The sequence below is a fragment of the Streptomyces sp. ID05-39B genome, assembly GCF_033794725.1.
In the GTDB taxonomy this organism is placed as follows: Bacteria; Actinomycetota; Actinomycetes; order Streptomycetales; family Streptomycetaceae; genus Streptomyces; species Streptomyces bobili.
In genome coordinates, this window is sequence record NZ_JARGEF010000212.1 from 1 (window position 1) to 14,428 (window position 14,428).

Below are 14,428 nucleotides of genomic sequence, written 5' to 3' on the forward strand. Positions count from 1 at the left end.
GCCCCGGCCGCCGGGCGGTGCCGGGCAGGTGCCGTCGACGGTCCAGGCGGAGTCCGTGCCGCAGAGCGTCGGCTGTCCCGGCGCGGCCGTCCGGCACGGTGTGCGCGCCGGGACCGGCGGTACCTTCACCGACTCCGTCCCCGCCCTGGCCGCCGGCGCTCTGCTGATCGTCGGCGCGGTCGGCGCGGCCGTCCACCGGCTGCGCCGACGCGACCGTACGGCGGGCCGCTGACCGCGCCCGGCCCGCGCCGCGACCGGCGCGACACCGGCCCGGGGCCATGGGGCGACGGCACACGGGGTACTCGTCACCCCAGGGCCCGCCCGGCCCCGGACGCCCCGTCACGCATCACCCGGCACGCGGACGAACTTCCGCCGCCGCACGGCGGGTCCGGCGGCCGGCGGCAGCACAGGGCAGCAGGCACCGACGGCGCGCAGGACGGGGAGGACGGCATGCGGGGCACCGGACCGGAAGGGCACGGCCCCGTCCGCTACGGGCCGGCGCCGCCCGCGGACGGCCTGCCCATGCTGCCCGGCCTCGCCGCCGTCCTGGCCGCGGCCGCCGGACGCGCCGACGGCGAACCCGTGGGCGGCGGCCCGGCCCTCCTGGACGCCGCCTGCGGCTACTGGGAGCGCCGCGGCCTGGCCACCGGAGCCGACCGGGTCGTGGCCGGACCCGGCGCTCCCGCCCTGCTGCTGGCGCTGACCGCCGCCCTCGGCGGCGACGTCCTGGTGCCGCGGCCCTGCGCGGCCTGGTGGGGGCCCTACGCGCGACTGCTGGGCCGGCCCGTCTTCCATGTCCCCACGCCCGCCGAGTGCGGCGGCGTCCCCGACCCCTACGCCCTCCTGGAGACCGTGCGGCGGGTCCGCGCCGAGGGCGGCGACCCGCGGCTGCTGGTGCTGTCCGTCGCCGACGACCCCACCGCCACCGTCGCCCCGCCCGAGGTGCTGCACGAGGCCGTGGAGGCCGCCGCGGCCGAGGGACTGCACCTGATCAGCGACGAGACCTGGCGCGACACCCTGCACGCTCCGCAGGACACGGTCCTGGTCTCTCCCGCCGAGATGCTCCCCGACCGGGTCACCGTCGTCAGCGACCTCGCGGGCGCCCTGCTCCCGCCGGGCTGGCCGGCCGCCGTCGCCCGTCTCCCCGACACCGCCACCGGGGACGACCTCCACGCGCGCGTGCTCGACGTCCTCACCGCGCTCGACGCGCGCGTGGCGGCCCCCGTCGCCGAGGCCGCCGCCTTCGCCCTGACCGAACCCGAGCCCGTCACCGCGCGCGTGGAGAGCGCCGTACGGCTGCACGCGCGCGTGGCCGCCGCCGTGCACGGCGCCGTCGTCGCCGCGGGCGGTCTCGCGCTGCCGCCGCGCGCCGGCCGGCACGTGTACGCCGATCTAGGCCCGCTGCGCGAGCCGTTGGCCGCGCGGGGCGTCGGGGACGCGCAGGACCTGGAGGACCTCCTCACTGCCCGGCTGGGCATGCCCGCGCCGGGCGGCCACCGCTTCGGCGACGACCTCGGGGCGCTGCGCGTACGGCTCTGCACGGGGCCGCTGCTGGGCGGGACCAACGCGCAGCGCACGGAATGCCTGAGGTCGCCCAGCCCGTTGGAACTGCCACACGTGGAACGCGCGTTGATCCATCTGAGGTCGGTCCTCGATGATCTCCGTGACGACGCTCAGCGACGGGAGCCTCCTCGATGACGCAGCAGTCCGAGTCGACCACCCCCACTCCCGTGCGGGACACCGGCACCCCGCCGGTCGTCTCCTCCCTGAGTTCGCCCCTGACCTCGCCCGTCCCGCCGCTCGCCGAGCCCCGCCCGCCGGGCGAACGGCGGGTGTGGCCGCGCACGTTCCACGACCGGCTGACCGCCCCGCTGCCCGGTCTCAAGGCCTTCGCCCGCTTCGCCCGCGAGGGCGCGGTACGGCCCGGGAAAGAGGGCCTCGCCGATGTGCCGCGGCTGCCCTTCGCGCCCGGCCCGCTGCCCCGCGTCGACACCCGCACCGTCGCCGTCACCTGGGCGGGACACGCCAGTTGGGTGGTGCGGGTCGGCGGCCTGACCGTCCTGACCGACCCGGTCTGGTCCCGTCGCATCATCGGCACCCCGGCCCGCGTCACCCCCGTCGGCGTCCCCTGGGAGAGCCTGCCGTGCGTCGACGCCGTCGTCATCAGCCACAACCACTACGACCACCTCGACGCCCCCACCCTGCGCCGGCTCCCGCGCGACACCCCGGTGTTCGCGCCGGCCGGGCTCGGCCGCTGGTTCCGGCGCCGCCGGTTCACCCGGGTCACCGAGCTGGACTGGTGGGAGGCGGCCGAACTGTCCGGCGTCCGCTTCGACTTCGTACCGGCCCACCACTGGTCCAAGCGCAGCCTCACCGACACCTGTCGATCCCTGTGGGGCGGCTGGATCCTCACCGACCCCGACGGCCGACGCGTCTACTTCGCGGGCGACACGGGCTACGGCCACTGGTTCTCCCGCATCGGGCTGCGCTACCCCGGCATCGACCTGGCGCTGCTGCCGATCGGCGCGTACGACCCCCGCTGGTGGCTCAGCGACGTCCACTGCGACCCGGAGGAGGCGGTACGGGCGGCCCGCGAGGTGGGGGCCCGCCGGATGGCGCCCATGCACTGGGGCACGTTCGTCCTCTCCGCCGAGCCCGTCCTCGAACCCCTCACACGCGTGCGGGCCGCCTGGCGGCGGGCGGGCCTGGCCCGCGAGGACCTGTGGGACATGCCGGTGGGAGGTTCACGGGTGCTGTAGGACCGTGCCGCAGCCCGGCTCCGGGGGTGTCTCAAGGAGCGCCCCCGCCACCCGCGGCCGGCGGCTCTCACCCGGCCGGCCGCTCACGCACCCGGCGCCACAGCCCCGGCACGACGCTGATCAGCAGCGTCAGCGCCACCGCCGCGACGACGCCCTGCCACGGCTCCGGGAACAGCGAGCCGCCCAGGATCCCGATCAGCTGGTAGGTCACCGCCCACGCCAGACAGGCCGGCAGGTTCCCGCGCACGAACCGGCGCAGCGGCCAGTCGGCCATCAGGCACGCCAGCATGACCGGGATGCGGCCGGCGGGCACCAGCCGGGACAGCACCAGCACCGCCGTACCGTGGTCGGCGAGCTTCTCCTGGGCCCGTGCGAGGCGCTCCTCCGGCGCCCGCGAGCGGATCGCCGCCAGCCAGCGCGAGCCGTTCCTCGACCGCATCCCGCGCCGGCCCAGCCAGTACAGCGTCGCGTCCCCGCAGAACGCGGCCAGCGATGCCGTCACGAACACCAGCGCCAGCGAGAAGGGCGCCGTCTGGTGGAAGGCGACCACGGCCGCCGAACTCACCAGCGCCCCCGTCGGCACCACCGGCACCAGCGCGCCGATCAGCACCAGCAGGAACAACGACGGGTAACCGAGCGCCTGTTGGGCGGACTCCGCCGGCGGAGCCGTCGTGGCGGCGGCCAGCGCCATCATCGCCGAACCTCGGGGCGCACGCTCTCCCCGTGCGCGAGCCGGTGCACCACGACATCCGGCGCGCGCTCCGCCGCCAGGCGTACGAACTCCTCGCCCGGCGCATGGAATTCATGGGGGCGCACGGCGTCCATCCCGATCGGCCAGTACGTGCCGTAGTGCACCGGCACCGCACTGCGCGGCGCCAGCCGGGCCAGCGCCTCCGCGGCCCGCCCCGCGTCCAGGTGCCCCTCCCCGAGGTACGGTCCCCAGCCGCCCACCGGCAGCAGCGCCACGTCGACCCGCCCGACCTCCTCGGCCATCGACTCGAACAGGCCCGTGTCCCCGGCGAAGTACGTCCGCGCCTCGCCCTCCACGACGTACCCGAGCGCGGGGGAGTGGTGCCGGCCGACCGGCAGCCGCCGCCCGTCGTGCCGTGCGGGCACCGCCCGTACCCGCAGGTCACCGACGGTCGTCTCGTCGCCCGGCGCCATCTCGGTCAGCCGCAGCTGCGTGAGGCGCCGCAGTCCGGGGACGGCGCGCGGCGCACCGCGGGGCACCAGCAGGCGCGTGCCCGGCGCGAGGCGCGCCAGCGAGGGAATGTGCAGATGATCGGAGTGCAGGTGCGACACCAGCGCCACGTCCGCGCGCCAGGCGTCCGGGGTGGGCAACGCCCCCCGGCGCCGCCGCAGATGCGCCAGCCGGCGGGCGAACAGGGGATCGGTCAGCACACGGACGTCCGCATCGGTGATCGTGCAGGTGGCGTGACCCCACCAGGTGATCTCCACCGGCACCTCTTCGCCCCCTTCGCGCGACTCCCCGAAGCCTACGGGCAGGAGTAGGGTCGGCGGCGAAACCCGGAGGTGAGGGGGACCCCATGGGACCGGTGCGGGTCACGGCGATCGCGAGTCTGACGCCGCTGGAGGAACTGGACGCCGATCCCTTCCTGGTGGACTCCCGCAGCCAGCACGCGATGTGCGCGCGGTGGGCCGCGGAACGGGGCTACGTCGTCAGCCGGGAGCTGCTGGTCCGCGGGCTGCGGTCGGACCACTGCGTGCTGTGGGACGGCGTCAGACCCGGCGTCGACCTCTTCGTCGCACCCAGCCGGCGTGTGCTGGAGAGCGCCCTGTCCTGCGTCGAGGAGTTCACCGAGGAGTGCGCGCGGCGGGGGGTACGGGTGGAGACGGTGGGCGTCGCCGAACCCGCCTACGACGCGCAGATGAAGGCGCGCGTGCACCGCAGGCTGTCCATGCCGACGGCCGGATACGACGGACGCTGACCGCGTCGTCCCGGTACGCACCCGGTCGCCGGATCCGGTCGGCCCTCTCCCGCCGTATGACAGGGTGGAGAGGCAGAGGTCCGCATCGACGACGGGCCGGGACGTGAGGTGTACGGGGCGTGGGTGAGGGGCGTTGGCGGCGTGCCGTCAGTCAGGCCGGGCGGAGCGTCGCGGTGTGGGGCGTGTCCACCGTGACCATGCTGGTGCTCGCGGGGATCCTGCCGGACTTCCGGCTCCAGTCGCCCGACGGGGACAGCGCCACCACGATCGCCGTCACCGCGGCCGCCGGGGCCGGGGTCTTCGGTGTCCTGTCGGCGCTGGCCTGGCCGCTCCTGGTCCGGCTGCTGCTGCTCGTGCCGGCGCTCGTCCTCGGCCTGCTGGTGTTCTTCCTCAACGGCTCGCTCCTGCTGCTCGCCCTGCGGCTGAACCCGTCCGGGCAGAGCGAGGCCGCCCCCGAGACCGCCGTCATCGTCGCCGCCGTGATGTCCGCCGTCGCCTCCGCGACCGGCGGGGCCCTGGCCGTCCGTGACGACGACGCCTACCGGCGCCGCCTGTACCGCCTCGCCGACCGCCGCCGAAGAGGCGGCGGCCCGTCCTGCCCCGCCACCCACGGCACCGTCTTCCTCCAGCTCGACGGCGTCGGCCACGACGTGCTGGCCGCGGCCGTCGACAAGGGGCTGATGCCGACCGTCGCCAAGTGGCTGGGCACCCGGCAGGACAAGGCGGCCCGCCCCACCCACCGCCTCACCCCCTGGCGCACCGACTGGTCCAGCCAGACCGGCGCGAGCCAGCTCGGCATCCTGCACGGCAGCAACTTCGACGTCCCCGCCTTCCGCTGGTACGAGAAGGACAGCCGGGAGGTGATGGTCTGCAACCGTCCCACCAGCGCCGCCGAACTCCAGCGCCGGGCGGTGGAGCGCGCCGGCGACAGCGGGCTGCTCTCCGCCGACGGCGCCAGCCGCGGCAACCTCTTCGGGGGCGGCGCCGGCGAACAGGCCCTCGTCCTCTCCATCGCGGTGGGCCGCCGCAGCAGCGCGACCCGCTCCCGGGCCGGCTACTTCGCGTACTTCTGCGACCCGGCCAACGCCGTCCGCACCGCCCTGTCCTTCGTCGCGGAGGCGGGCCGCGAGATCGGGCAGTCCACCCGCGCCCGGCTGCGCGGCCAGCGCCCGCGGGTGTCCCGCGGCGGCCTCTATCCGTTCATCCGCGCCTTCGCGACCGTCGTCGAGCGGGACGTCGTCGTCGCCGCCGTGACGGGCGACATGCTCGCCGGCCGCAGCGCCGTCTACGCCGACCTGGTCGCCTACGACGAGGTGGCACACCACTCCGGGCCGCTCGGCCGCGACACCGAGCAGGTCCTCGCCCGCCTCGACCGCTCCCTGGCGCTCATCGAGAACGTCGCCGAACACGCCCCGCGGCCGTATCGCATCGTCGTCCTGTCCGACCACGGGCAGAGCCCCGGCGAGACCTTCCGCGCCCGCTACGGCCTGACCCTCGGCGACCTGGTGCGGGCCGGCTGCGGGCTGCCCGTGCCGCGCCGGGCGCGCCGCACCCACAGCGGCGCCGAGGCCCGCGCGGCCGTCCGGGCCGCACTGCGCAGGCCCGTCGAGGAGGGCGGCGAACAGTACCGCCCGGCCCGCCGCCCGGAGCCGATCGTGCTCGCCTCCGGCAACCTCGGCCTGGTCTCCTTCCCCGACGTGGCGCACCGCATGAGCAAGGAGGAGATCGACGCCCGCCACCCCGCGCTGCTCACCACGCTCGCCAACCACCCCGGCATCGGCTTCCTCCTCGTGCGCAGCGAGGAGCACGGCGGGGTCGTCCTCGGGGCGTACGGGGCTCAGATCCCCCTCGGGCGCCTCGACGAGGAGCCCGGCCCGCTGGCCGGCTTCGGCCCCGGCGCCGCCGAGGCCGTGCGCCGTACGCACTCCTTCCCGCACACCGCCGACATCATGGTCAACTCCTTCCACGACCCCGCCGACGGCGAGGTCCTCGCCTTCGAGGAACAGATCGGCTCCCACGGCGGCCTCGGCGGCGCCCAGTCGAAGCCGTTCCTGCTGTCCCCCCTCGCCCTGTCCGCACCGGCCGCGGACGGCGAGGACCTGACCGGCGCCGAGCAGGTCCACCGCGTCCTGCGCCGCTGGCTGGGTGAGGCGGCCGGACCCCAGGTGCCGCGCGAGAGGACGTCGCGGGAGCGGGCCGCCTGAAAATCGGCTGCGAGGACAGACCCGTACGCACACACTGTTCGTGCATCGCGCACTCGCGCGCCCGTTCGAACCCCCTGGAGTCGCTGCGTGCAGGCAGCCGTCACCGTCACGCCCTCCCGCATCCCCGAACTGCTGCTCGGCCTCGCCACCGTGCGGCCCGTGTTCCTCTGGGGTGCCCCCGGCATCGGAAAGTCGTCCCTGGTACGGGACTTCGCCGAGTCCCTGGGGCTGGAGTGCGTGAGCCTGCTCGGCACCCAGCTGGCCCCCGAGGACCTGATCGGCGTGCCGCAGATCCGGGACGGGCGCTCGGTGTTCTGCCCGCCGGAGGCGATCGCCCGCGAAGAGCCGTACTGCCTGTTCCTGGACGAGCTGAACGCGGCGGGACCCGACGTGCAGAAGGCGTTCTACTCGCTGATCCTGGACCGCCGCATCGGCACCTACGAACTGCCCAAGGGCTCCATCGTCATCGGCGCGGGCAACCGGGCCACCGACAACGCCCTCGCCCGCCCCATCGCCTCCGCGCTGGTCAACCGCCTCACCCACGTCCACCTGGAGGCCTCCGCCAAGGACTGGCTGGTGTGGGCGGCGGGCAACGGCATCCACCCCTGGGTCCTGGACCACGTCGCCGACCGGCCCGACCACCTGTGGTCCAAGCCGCCGAAGACCGAGGAGCCCTTCTCCACTCCCCGCTCCTGGCACATGCTCTCCGACGCCCTGCACTCCTTCGGTAAAGGCCTCGACGAGGACACCCTGAAGGTTCTCGCGCACGGCACGCTGACCCCCGCGCACGCCACCGCCTTCTGCGGCTACGTCAGGATCGTCCGCAGCCGGTACGGCATCGAGGCCGTCATCAGGGGCGACGCCCCCTGGCCGCACCGCACCGAGGACCGCGACCTGCTCTACTACCTCGCCGAATCCTTCCGCGGCCGCCTGGTGAAGGAACTGCCCGCCGTCAAGGAGCACATGCCGGCGAGCGGCCGGCAGACCGCCCACCGCGCCAAGTCGCTGCTGGTGCAGCTCGCCGAGATATCCGTCGAGGTCGCTCAGACCGTCATCGCCTCGGACGCCGACGGCAACCCCGTGCTGCCCGCCTGGTTCCTGGTGGAGGCGGCCCGGGACATGCCCCGGCTGGTGGAGGCGCGCCGATGAGCCGCGCCGGCCGCGGCAGGAAGAAGCGCGACCTGGCCGAGGAGGCGTTCGCCGAGGGGATGCGGCTGGTGCGCGCCAACCCCGCCCTGGCCGCCGTCGCCTTCTCCGTCTGCCGCCACCCGGACTGCACCCTCGCACCCCGGGACGGACTTCTCACCGTCCACTCCAGCGGCCAGGTCCACGCCCACCCCGACCGGATCGCCGATCCCGCCCTGTGGGCCTGGTCGCTCGCCCACGCCGCCCTGCACCTCGGCTTCGGCCACCTGCCGATCGCCCGCGGCGAACGCGTCCAGCCCGACCGCCACCAGCTCGCCGCACGCTGCGCGGTCGTCAACCGCTTCCTGCTCACGTTCCCGATCGGCCGCGCCCCCGACCACCTGCCCCCGGCCTACCCGGACGGCGACGAGGAACAGCTCGCCGACCGCTGGCACCGCACCGGACTTCCGCCCGCCTACGAACACTGCGGGACGGCGGGGGGTGAGCCCGACCAGGTGCTCCTGGCGTGGGAGGGCCTGGGCAGCCCCCACGACTGGCAGCTCGCCTTCGCCACCGCCCTCACCCGGACCATGTCCGCCGCGATGGACATGGCCGGCGGCCGCCGCGACACCCTCGACGACCAGGCACCCGGCAAACGACCCTGGGAAGAGGCACTGTCCTGGTTCATCACCTCCTACCCGCTGCTGGGCGGCATCGCGGCCGGCATCAGGCTCGTCGCCGACGCCGAACTGGCCCGCGCCCACGGCATCTCCGTCGCCGCCGTGAACGCCGAGGCGGGGGAGATCTACGTCAACCCGCTGCGGACGTTCGAGGACGAGGAATGGCGTTTCGTCCTCGCCCACGAGATGCTGCACGCCGCCCTGCGCCACGGCGACCGCTGCGGCACCCGCGACCCCTACCTCTTCAACGTCGCCTGCGACTACGTCATCAACGGCTGGCTGCGCGAGATGCAGGTCGGCACCATGCCCGAAGGCCTGCTGTACGACCGTGCCCTGGAGGGACTGTCCGCGGAGGAGGTCTACGACCGGATCGCGGGCGACCTGCGCCGGATGCGCCGCCTGTCCACGCTCCGCGGCAAGGGCGCCGGCGACATCCTCGGCGCCCCGCTGGGCCCGCCCGGCCACTACACCGACCTCGACGGCTTCTACCGGCGCGGCCTGGCCCAGGGCCTGGACCTGCACGAGCGTCAGGAACGCGGCTACCTGCCCGGCGGCCTCGTCGAGGACATCCGCGCCCTCAGCCACCCGCCCCTGCCCTGGGACGCCCGACTCGCCCGCTGGTTCGACGAGTTCGTGCCCCGCCCCGAGCCGGTGCGCTCCTACGCCCGGCCCTCCCGCCGTCAGTCCTCCACCCCGGACATCCCGCGCGCGGGCCGCTACTTCCCGCCCGAGGAGATCGCCCGCTGCACCTTCGGCGTCGTCCTGGACACCTCCGGCTCGATGGACCGCACCCTCCTCGGCAAGGCGCTCGGCGCCATCGCCTCCTACGCCGAGGCCCGCGACGTACCCGCCGCCCGGGTCGTGTTCTGCGACGCGGCCCCGCACGACGCCGGGTACGTGCCGGTCACCGAGATCGCCGGCCGGGTCCGTGTGCACGGCCGCGGCGGCACGGTCCTGCAGCCCGGCATCGACCTCCTGCACCGGGCGGACGACTTCCCGCGCGGGGCGCCCGTCCTCGTCATCACCGACGGCTGGTGCGACACCCTGCGCGTCCGGCGCGAGCACGCGTACCTGATCCCGCAGGGCCGGCGTCTGCCGTTCACCCCTGGGGGGCCGGTCTTCCGGGTGCGGTGACGGAGAGTGTGATCGGATGGGCCCGTCAAACCCGTTCTGCGGGAGAACCATGCGAAAGGAAGAACCGTGGCCACCACGCGCTCCGCACACACCGTCTGGGAAGGCAGCCTCATCGAGGGGAACGGGGTCGTCACCTTCGACTCCTCCGGTGCCATCGACGAGCAGCCTGTGACGTGGGCCGCCCGCACCCAGGAGGCGAACGGAAAGACCAGCCCGGAGGAGCTGATCGCCGCCGCCCACTCCAGCTGCTTCTCCATGGCGTTCTCGCACGCCCTGGCCGGTGCCGGCACCCCGCCCACCAAGCTGGTCACCTCGGCGGACGTCACCTTCCAGCCGGGCGAGGGCATCACGGGCATCCACCTCACCGTGGAGGGCACCGTGCCGGGTCTCGACGAGGAGGGGTTCGTCGCGGCCGCCGAGGAGGCCAAGGTCAACTGCCCGGTCTCGCAGGCGCTGAAGGCCGTACCGATCACCCTGTCCGCCAAGCTGGCCTGAACCGCCGGACCCCGGCCGGTCGCGCGCCCCGCACGACCGGCCGGACCCCGGGGGCGTGGGTCATCGACTCACGGGTCGGTGTATACGGTCGGCAGTGTGGCGCATACGGCGTTCAGGACGGCCGCATACGGTGTGCCGTAGCCGGTCAGCCGGACACGCAGCCCCTCCAGGCCGGCGCGGTGGCAGGTGAGCGGGCCGGTGTCGCCGGTGCGGGCGGCGAACTCCAGGACCGAGGGCAGGAAGTCGGGCAGTTCCTCGCCCGTGAACTCCAGCCCGTACCGCCGGTAGAGGTCCGTGAGGCGGGCCGGTGACATGCCGTCCCGCCGGGCCCCCTCGTCGTACCACCGGCTCAGACGCAGGCTGTGCCGGTCCCCGGAGTCGAAGACCCGCACGTAGTGCTCGGCCAGCTCCGGCCGCGGTGTCACCGCCGCGTGGTCGGTGAACTCCCGCAACGGCGGGGCCGCTTCCCGCAGCAGGGGCAGCCGCGCGTACAGATCGTCGTCGGGGTACGTCAGGCAGAGTGCGGCCGCCTGGTACAGCACGGCGTCCGAGGGCATCACGCCTCCTTCGGGGGCGTTCCGTGCACGCCCCTGTCGCGAACCTAGGGGCGGGCACGGGAAGGCACCCGTTCACGGCGCCCGTACGGGTCATTTCCGGGGCGGCGTGCGAGGGTCCGGGGCCCGGTCCGGCGTGCCAGGGCCCCGGGCTGCGGAGCCCGGCGGCTCAGGGCTTGCGCGCCACGCCCGCGTACACCGGCACGATGCCCTCCGCCTGGAGGGCCACGTCCTGCGGGTCGGGCCGCCAGCCGGAGACCGGGATCACTCCCGGACCCAGCAGTTCCAGGCCCTCGAAGAAGCGGGAGAACTCCGCCAGCGAGCGGGGGTGGAACGGGGTGCCGCTGCGCCGGAAGTGGTTCGCCGCCTGCTCGATCGCCTCCGGGTTCAGATCGGGGGTGACCTGGGAGAGGATCAGGTGGCTGCCGGGCGCGAGCGCGTCCGCGTACCGCTTCAGCAGCCCGTACACGTCGTCGCCCGCCGGGTCCTCGCCCAGGTAGTGGGTGAGCGCGACCAGCGACAGTGCCACCGGCCGGTCGAGGTCCAGGGAGTCGGCCGCGCGGTGCAGCAGGGTGTCGACGTCACGGACGTCGGCGTGCACGTACTCGGTGGCACCCTCGTCCGAGCCGTGCAGCAGTGCCTGCGCGTGCCGCAGCACGATCGGGTCGTTGTCGGCGTAGACGATCCTCGACTCGGCGGCGACGGTCTGCGCCACCTGGTGCAGATTGGGTTCGGTGGGGATCCCCGTGCCGATGTCCAGGAACTGACGGACGCCTCTCTCGGCGACGGTGCGCACGGCCCGCTGCATGAAGCGGCGATTGGCGCGTGCTCCGCGCAGCACCGTGCCGTCCACGGCGAGGATCTTGCGGGCCAGTTCCTCGTCCACGGGGTAGTTGTCCTTGCCGCCGAGCCACCAGTCGTACACCCGGGCCGGATGCGGCCTGCTCGTGTCGATGCGGACGGCGGCCTCGGACTCGGATCCGGTCATGCGTGGTCTTCTCCTCGTGAGTGCGGACGAGCAGGCGGGTGGGATGAACGCCAAGGTGGCGCACAGCGGTTCAGAACTGCGCGCGGACCTCGCGCAGGAGTTTCAGGGTGTGCTGGGCGGACGCGGCGTGTGTGGTCATGTGGTCGAGGACCTCCAGATGCGCGGAGACCTCCCCGCGTGAGTCCAGGTAGAGGGCGCCGGACAGGTACTCGGTGACGACCATGTCGGGCAGCTCGGGCTCGGCGAAGCGGAACAGCGAGAACGGCGCGGACGTCCCCGGGTGCGGGCCGCTCGCGAACTCCGAGACCTGCAGCGTGATCCGGTCGCGTTCCGCCAACTCCAGGAGCCTGTCCATCTGTTCGTACATGACGTCGGCGTCGACGCTGACCGGCCGGCGCAGGACCGTCTCGTCCAGCACGGCCCACAGATGGGGCGGATCGGGGCGCTCCAGCAGCTGTTGGCGGGCCAGTCGCAGCGACACGTGCCGCTCGATCGCCTCCGGGCTGCTCACACCGACCGTCCCGGCCTCCAGCACGGCACGCGCGTACCGCTCCGTCTGCAACAGGCCCGGAACGAAGTGGGGTTCGTAGGAGCGGATGAGGCGGGCCGCGCCCTCCAGGCTCACGTACAGGCTGAACCAGTCGGGCAGGACGTCGTGGAACCGCTGCCACCAGCCGGGGCGGTTCGCCTCCTCGGCGAGCGTGACGAAGGTCCCGGTCTCCTCCTCGGACACCCCGTAGGTCTCCAGCAGCACCTGCACATACGGGATCTTCAGGGAGACCTCGGCCGTCTCCATGCGCCGTACGGTCGCCGGGGCCACCCGCAGTGCGCGGGCCGCCTCCTCGCGGCTGAAACCCGCCGCCTCACGCAGCTCCTGGAGCCGCCTGCCGAGTACCACCTGGCCCACCGTGGGCGCGGGCCGCCGCTCACTCACGCCACGCCTCCCCTGCGTGTCGAAACACGCCGGTCAGTGTGTCATGTTCCGGCTGCGCGGCGACAGGGACGACGGACACGGGCATTACCTCGGGGGTAATCGACGCACTCCCGCGCCGACGGGATCGTAGGGGCAACGGGTTTTCCGGGGCGGCGCACTCCGCTCCGGAAAACCCGGCACCAGCAGGCCGTTTCCCGACCTCGACGGAGGGTGATTCATCATGTCCGCGACCCAGCCCGCCACGCTCACCGCACTCGCCCGCACCGCCGAGCCGCACAGTGCCCTGCGCCGCTTCCTCGCCCTCGACGCCGTGGTGACCGGAGCGAACGGCGTCGCCTATCTCGCGGCGTCGAATCCCCTCGGCCGGCTCCTCGGCGTCGACTCCACGCTGCTGCTCGAACTCGGCCTGGCCCTGACGGTGTACGCCGCCGCGGTCGGCCTTCTCGCCTCGCGTGCCCGTCCGGCCGTACTGCCGGTGAGAGCGGTGGTCGAGATCAACCTCGCCTGGTCGGCCCTGAGCGTCCTCGCCCTGGTGCTGTGGCTGTCGCCGACCGTGACCGGGGCGGTGTGGACCGTGCTCCAGGCCGCGACGGTGGCCGGTTTCGGGGCCCTCCAGCACCTCGCCCTGAAAGCGCGCCGGACCTGAGGATCCGCTCAACCCATCAGCGAGTGCAGGTACTTGACCGTCGCCGGGTCGGCCGGGAGCAGTGTCTCGATGGCCAGCTCGGCGACCGTCACGTCCATCGGTGTGTTGAACGTGGAGATCGACGAGATGAACGACAGCGTCCGCCCGTCGTGCTCGATCACCATCGGCAGCGCGAAGTACGGTACGGGCTCGGTGGGTTCGGCCCTCGGCGCTGTTTCCGCAACCGGATACGCGCGGACCTCGTCGTACAGTGCGCGCAGCGGGGCGGAGCGGTGGAGGGCGATCTGCCGTTCCATCTGGGCGAGCAGATGGCCGCGCCACTCGGGCAGATTGCGGATGCGCGGCGCGAGGCCCTCCGGGTGCAGGGTCAGCCGCATCGCGTTCAGCGGTGGCGCGAGGAGCGACTCCGGGAGGCCGTCCATGAGCATGGTGATCCCGCGGTTGGCCGCCAGCACGTTGTAGGTCGCGTCCACGACCAGCGCCGGATACGGCTCGTAGCCCTGGATCAGGCGTTCCATGCCGGAGCGCAGCGCGTCCAGAGCCGGATCGTCCAGCGGGGTCTCGCGGTAGTGGGGGGCGTAACCGGCCGCCACCAGCAGGGTGTTGCGCTCGCGTACGGGCACGTCGAGGTGCTCGGCCAGCCGCAGCAGCAACTCCTCGCTGGGCCGGGAGCGGCCGGTCTCGACGAAGCTGATGTGCCGGGCCGAGGAGTCCGCGCGCAGCGCCAGTTCCAGCTGGCTGACCCGGCGCCGCTCCCGCCAGGCCCGCAGGAGGGGGCCGACGCCCCGGTCGGTCGCCGGGGCGTCGGCGGGGCCCTGGGTGCCGGTCACGAGGAGGGTCATGCCGTCGACCGTAGCCGAGGGACGGGCGCAGGCGGAGGACAGGGCCGATGAGATGACCGGCTGTGGCTGTGGCTGTGGTTGCGGGGGGCGGCGGGTGGGGGCCCGCCTCTTATACAAC

General features: G+C 74.0%; 14 protein-coding genes and 1 pseudogene. 9 read left to right on the top strand and 6 right to left on the bottom strand.

Going from position 1 to position 14,428, the window contains the following annotated elements; translation table 11 throughout:
• From P1P75_RS32020 to P1P75_RS32030, 3 genes and pseudogenes are all read left to right on the top strand, one after another.
• A pseudogene (locus tag P1P75_RS32020) lies at positions 1-232 on the top strand (hypothetical protein); the annotation flags it as partial.
• Positions 233-450: 218 nt separating this feature from the next.
• Positions 451-1,698, top strand: coding sequence for an aminotransferase class I/II-fold pyridoxal phosphate-dependent enzyme (locus P1P75_RS32025; protein ID WP_319262206.1), 1,248 nt, complete (start codon positions 451-453; stop codon positions 1,696-1,698).
• Entirely contained in the window at positions 1,695-2,759 is a 1,065-nt protein-coding gene (locus tag P1P75_RS32030) for an MBL fold metallo-hydrolase (RefSeq protein ID WP_319262207.1), read from the top strand. The genes P1P75_RS32025 and P1P75_RS32030 overlap by 4 nt, the downstream gene beginning before the upstream one ends.
• Before the next feature lie 67 nt (positions 2,760-2,826).
• Here P1P75_RS32030 and P1P75_RS32035 read toward each other — a convergent pair whose 3' ends face one another.
• Positions 2,827-3,453: a DedA family protein gene (locus tag P1P75_RS32035; RefSeq protein ID WP_086772650.1), complete on the bottom strand. Its 627-nt coding sequence runs from the start codon at positions 3,451-3,453 to the stop codon at positions 2,827-2,829.
• Positions 3,450-4,223, bottom strand: coding sequence for an MBL fold metallo-hydrolase (locus tag P1P75_RS32040; protein WP_319262209.1), 774 nt, complete (start codon positions 4,221-4,223; stop codon positions 3,450-3,452). The genes P1P75_RS32035 and P1P75_RS32040 overlap by 4 nt, the downstream gene beginning before the upstream one ends.
• Before the next feature lie 83 nt (positions 4,224-4,306).
• Between P1P75_RS32040 and P1P75_RS32045 the strand changes: the two genes are divergently transcribed.
• The 5 genes from P1P75_RS32045 (at position 4,307) to P1P75_RS32065 (ending at position 10,346) form a co-directional block, all read left to right on the top strand.
• Entirely contained in the window at positions 4,307-4,708 is a 402-nt protein-coding gene (locus P1P75_RS32045) for a hypothetical protein (protein WP_319262210.1), read from the top strand.
• A gap of 173 nt (positions 4,709-4,881) precedes the next feature.
• Positions 4,882-6,912 (top strand): phage holin family protein, encoded by a 2,031-nt coding sequence (locus P1P75_RS32050; RefSeq protein WP_319262224.1) that lies wholly within the window; start codon positions 4,882-4,884, stop codon positions 6,910-6,912.
• An 87-nt stretch (positions 6,913-6,999) separates the two neighbouring features.
• Positions 7,000-8,061, top strand: coding sequence for a MoxR family ATPase (locus P1P75_RS32055; protein ID WP_319262211.1), 1,062 nt, complete (start codon positions 7,000-7,002; stop codon positions 8,059-8,061).
• The gene (locus tag P1P75_RS32060) at positions 8,058-9,851 is read left to right on the top strand and encodes a hypothetical protein (RefSeq protein WP_319262212.1); all 1,794 of its coding nucleotides are present in this window, start codon (positions 8,058-8,060) and stop codon (positions 9,849-9,851) included. Before P1P75_RS32055 ends, P1P75_RS32060 begins: the two co-directional genes overlap by 4 nt.
• A 66-nt stretch (positions 9,852-9,917) precedes the next feature.
• The gene (locus P1P75_RS32065) at positions 9,918-10,346 is read left to right on the top strand and encodes an OsmC family protein (protein WP_266464736.1); all 429 of its coding nucleotides are present in this window, start codon (positions 9,918-9,920) and stop codon (positions 10,344-10,346) included.
• A gap of 68 nt (positions 10,347-10,414) precedes the next feature.
• On the opposite strand, the gene P1P75_RS32070 is transcribed toward P1P75_RS32065, so the two are convergent.
• From P1P75_RS32070 to P1P75_RS32080, 3 genes are all read right to left on the bottom strand, one after another.
• Positions 10,415-10,903: a molecular chaperone TorD family protein gene (locus P1P75_RS32070; protein WP_319262215.1), complete on the bottom strand. Its 489-nt coding sequence runs from the start codon at positions 10,901-10,903 to the stop codon at positions 10,415-10,417.
• 166 nt (positions 10,904-11,069) lie between these two features.
• Positions 11,070-11,888, bottom strand: coding sequence for an SAM-dependent methyltransferase (locus tag P1P75_RS32075; RefSeq protein WP_319262217.1), 819 nt, complete (start codon positions 11,886-11,888; stop codon positions 11,070-11,072).
• A 70-nt stretch (positions 11,889-11,958) separates the two neighbouring features.
• Positions 11,959-12,822, bottom strand: a complete 864-nt coding sequence (locus P1P75_RS32080; protein ID WP_319262219.1) for a helix-turn-helix transcriptional regulator — start codon at positions 12,820-12,822, stop codon at positions 11,959-11,961.
• A gap of 220 nt (positions 12,823-13,042) precedes the next feature.
• Here P1P75_RS32080 and P1P75_RS32085 point away from each other — a divergent pair, with 220 nt between their 5' ends.
• Positions 13,043-13,468 (top strand): hypothetical protein, encoded by a 426-nt coding sequence (locus tag P1P75_RS32085; RefSeq protein WP_319262221.1) that lies wholly within the window; start codon positions 13,043-13,045, stop codon positions 13,466-13,468.
• Positions 13,469-13,476: 8 nt separating this feature from the next.
• Here the strand turns inward: P1P75_RS32085 and P1P75_RS32090 are convergent, their stop codons facing one another.
• Positions 13,477-14,310, bottom strand: coding sequence for a helix-turn-helix transcriptional regulator (locus P1P75_RS32090; protein ID WP_319262223.1), 834 nt, complete (start codon positions 14,308-14,310; stop codon positions 13,477-13,479).
• Positions 14,311-14,428 lie beyond the last annotated feature (118 nt).